3 protein-coding genes are annotated in these 3,420 nt (G+C 70.5%); 2 read left to right on the forward strand and 1 reads right to left on the reverse strand.

Features of this window, described 5'->3' with window-relative positions; translation table 11 throughout:
• A partial coding sequence (locus tag D180_RS19860; protein ID WP_017914146.1) for a membrane-bound PQQ-dependent dehydrogenase, glucose/quinate/shikimate family occupies window positions 1-1,946 on the forward strand: 1,946 nt, incomplete at its 5' end.
• A gap of 201 nt (window positions 1,947-2,147) precedes the next feature.
• Here D180_RS19860 and D180_RS19865 read toward each other — a convergent pair.
• Complete coding sequence (locus D180_RS19865; RefSeq protein ID WP_017914147.1) at window positions 2,148-3,002, reverse strand: hypothetical protein; 855 nt, start codon at window positions 3,000-3,002, stop codon at window positions 2,148-2,150.
• 162 nt (window positions 3,003-3,164) lie between these two features.
• On the opposite strand from D180_RS19865, the gene D180_RS19870 reads away from it, so the two are divergent.
• Window positions 3,165-3,420, forward strand: a 256-nt coding sequence (locus D180_RS19870) for a hypothetical protein (RefSeq protein ID WP_017914148.1), incomplete at its 3' end; no start/stop codon positions are given.

The following is a 3,420-nucleotide window of genomic DNA, read 5'->3' on the forward strand; positions in this document are numbered from 1 at the left end:
CGCTGGCGACCCCGCGCGCCGGCGCGCAGCCGGCCGACACGCCTGCCGATGCCGACTGGGCCGCCTACGGCCGCGACAACGCCGGCAGCCGCTACACGCCGCTGCGGCAGATCGCTCCGGACAACGTGGCGCAGTTGCGTACCGCCTGGACCTTCCGCACCGGCGACCTGCCGGACAAGCGCTGGGGCGCGGAGACCACGCCGCTGAAGATCGGCGACAGCCTGTACCTGTGCAGCGCACGCAACCAGCTGATCGCGCTGGACGCGCGCAGCGGCCGCGAACGCTGGCGCTACGATCCCAAGGTGGCCGACAAGGCGATCCCGTATACCGCCGCCTGCCGCGGCGTCAGCTATTACGCGGTGCCCGACGCCCAGGCAACGGCGTCGACGGCCTGCCGCCAGCGCATCATCGAAGGCACTTTGGACGGACGCCTGATCGCGGTCGATGCGGCCGACGGCAAGCCCTGCGAGGACTTCGGCCAGCATGGCCAGGTCGACATCACCGTCGGCATGGGCTCCACGCCGCCCGGCTATGTCTCGATCAATTCGCCGCCGACCATCGTGCGCGGGGTCGTCGTCACCGGCCACCAGGTGCTGGACGGACAGAAGCGCTATGAACCGTCGGGCGTGATCCAGGGCTTCGACGCGGTCACCGGCGCGCTGCGCTGGGCGTGGGACATGACCCATCCGGACTGGACCGGCGCGCCGCCGCCGGGACAGACCTGGACCCGTGGTACGCCCAACATGTGGACCAGCGCGGCCGGCGACGAACAGCTCGGCTACGTCTACCTGCCGATGGGCAATTCCTCGGCCGACTACTGGAGCAGTTCGCGCACTCCGCAGGAAGACCGCTATGCGACCTCGCTGGTCGCGCTGGACGTCACCACCGGCAAGCCGGTGTGGAATTTCCAGACCACCCACATCGACGTGTGGGACTACGACCTGGGTTCGCAACCGACGTTGCTGGATTTCCCGCACGACGGCACCACCGTGCCGGCGGTGCTGCTGCCGAGCAAGCAGGGCGAGCTGTACGTGCTCGACCGGCGCACCGGTAAGCCGCTGGTCGGGGTCGAGGAACGCGCGGTGCCGGGCGGCGGTGTGGAGCCGCAGCGCCGCGCCAGGACCCAGCCGTTCTCGCTGTACCACTCGCTGCGCAAGCGCGACCTGACCGAGCGCGACATGTGGGGCATGACCCCGATCGACCAACTGGTGTGCCGCATCCAGTTCCGCAGCGCCAGCTACAAGGGCATCTACACGCCGCCGGAAGCCGACCGCCATTCGATCGAGTACCCCGGCTACAACGGCGGCTCGGACTGGGGCAGCGTGGCGGTGGATCCGCGGCGGCGTGTGATCGTCGCCAACTACAACGACATGCCCAACTACAACCTGCTGGTGCCGCGGGCCAAGGCCGACAAGATGGGCTGGGCGCCGCGCGACCAGGTGCGCGGCGACAGCGGCGGCGCCGAGGGCGCCGGCGATCCGCAGGCCGGCACGCCGTACGCGATCAACGTCAACGCCGGCTGGCGCCTGCCGTTCACCGGGCTGCTGTGCAAGCAGCCGCCCTACGGCGGCATCCGTGCGATCGACCTGGCCAGTGGCAAAACGCTATGGGACCGTCCGTTCGGCAGCGCGCGCGGCAATGGCCCGTTCGGCATCCACTCCGGCTTGCCGATCGAGATCGGCACGCCCAACAACGGCGGCGCCGTGGTCAGCGCCAGCGGGCTGATCTTCATCGCTGCGGCGACCGACGACCTGATCCGCGCGATCGACCTGGCCAGCGGCAAGACCCTGTGGCAGGCCAAGCTGCCGGCCGGGGGCCAGGCCACGCCGATGGTATACGCGGTCGACGGGCGCGAGTACCTGGTCATCGTCGCCGCCGGCCATCACTTCATGGAGACCAAGCGCGGCGACTACGTGATCGCCTATGCGCTGCCACCGGCAGGCTGATGCGGCTGCCGCTGCGAGGTCGCGATGCGGCGTCGCGGCGGCTGGGCGGGGTGGATGCGGGAAGGGGGTGATTGGCCTCCTGCCGCCGATCACGCCGGTCGCCTCGCGGAGTGTCCAATCAAGGGTATGCGATGCGTCGTAGCAGCGGCTGAAGCCGCCCCTACGAGAAAACATCGCGATACGCTCAACTTGCGCCGGCGTCTACTCCAACTGATCGCGAGCAAACGCTGCGTCCAGCGCTTCCATCGCATCGCGCGGCTTGAGCTTGGCGGCCTTCTCGAACGCCGCGGCGGCGTCTTCCTCGCGCTTGTCGCCGTACAGCAACAGCAGCACGTTGGCGTGTTCGACGTGGGCGATCGGCGCGTCCGGCACCAGCTTCAGCGCCTGCTGGATATGCTGTTCGGCGGTGGCCGCCTTCGCCCCGTAGGTCAGGCCGCCGATCATCGCGCCGACCTTGCCGATGATCTCGGCGTGGTACAGGGCCAGCGCCATGTGCGCCTCGGCATGCTTGGGCTCCAGCTCCAGGGCCGCTTCCAGCGAGGCGCGCACCTTGCTGGCGATGCCCTGCTTGAGCGCCTTGACGATGCTCAGGCCCTGGCTGTAGCGGCCCAGCGCGAAGGCGTGGCGGTAGTGGCTGTTGGCCTCGTCCGGCAGCGCGGCGATCGCCGCCTCGGCCAGCACCGCGGCCTGCTGCAGCCGCTGCAACTGCTCTTTTTCGTCCTCGACCAGATAGCCGGCGTGGATGCCGATCGCCTTGACCGCGACCGAGGCGCCGAACACGCCCAGCGCCTTGCCGGCCTCGTAGGCCTGCTGGAACTGCCCTTGGTGGAACGCCCGCCAGGCCTCGATCAGCGCGGCCGACAGGGTCTGCGCGTCGTGGCCCTTGCCGGCCTTGCCGGCTGCGTCGAGCAGGGCCTGCGCGCGTGCCGGGTCCGGATAGGGTTCGCGGTCGCCAGCGTGCAGCTTGGGCCACGCTTTCTTCAGCGCCTCGCCGGCGTAGGCGTAGGCCTTGGCGTCGTACGGAAACGGCGCCCACGCGCCCGATTTTGCTGCCATGTGGATCTCCCTGTGCGGCGCCGGGCCACGGCGTCCGCGCCGAGCATGGCGCCGCTGCCGGCGCGTGGCAAGGGTAGGGCGCCGATAGTGTGTTTGCTCAAGCGGCCGGCGCCAGCATGGTGCGCATCGGGGCCACTGCCGGCCCCCTCTGGAGATCCTGCGATGGCGACCAAGAAGCGTTCCACTTCCGCGCTGCGGCCGGACCGGCTGAACCCGCGGCACCTGTGGCTGGCCGGGCTGGGCGTGGTCGCGCTGACCCGCAAGCGCGCGCTGGCCGCCGCTGCCGATGCCGCGCAGGGCGCTGCCACGCTCAAGGCGCTGGCCACGCAACTGGCCGACGAGGCCGAGAGTAGCGTGCGCGAGGGCGCCGCGGCGCTGCGTGGTCAGGTGCAGCCGTTGAGCGCCGAGGTCGAGGCGC

It is taken from the genome of Xanthomonas sp. SHU 166 (genome assembly GCF_000364685.1).
Classification (GTDB): Bacteria; Pseudomonadota; Gammaproteobacteria; order Xanthomonadales; family Xanthomonadaceae; genus Xanthomonas_A; species Xanthomonas_A sontii.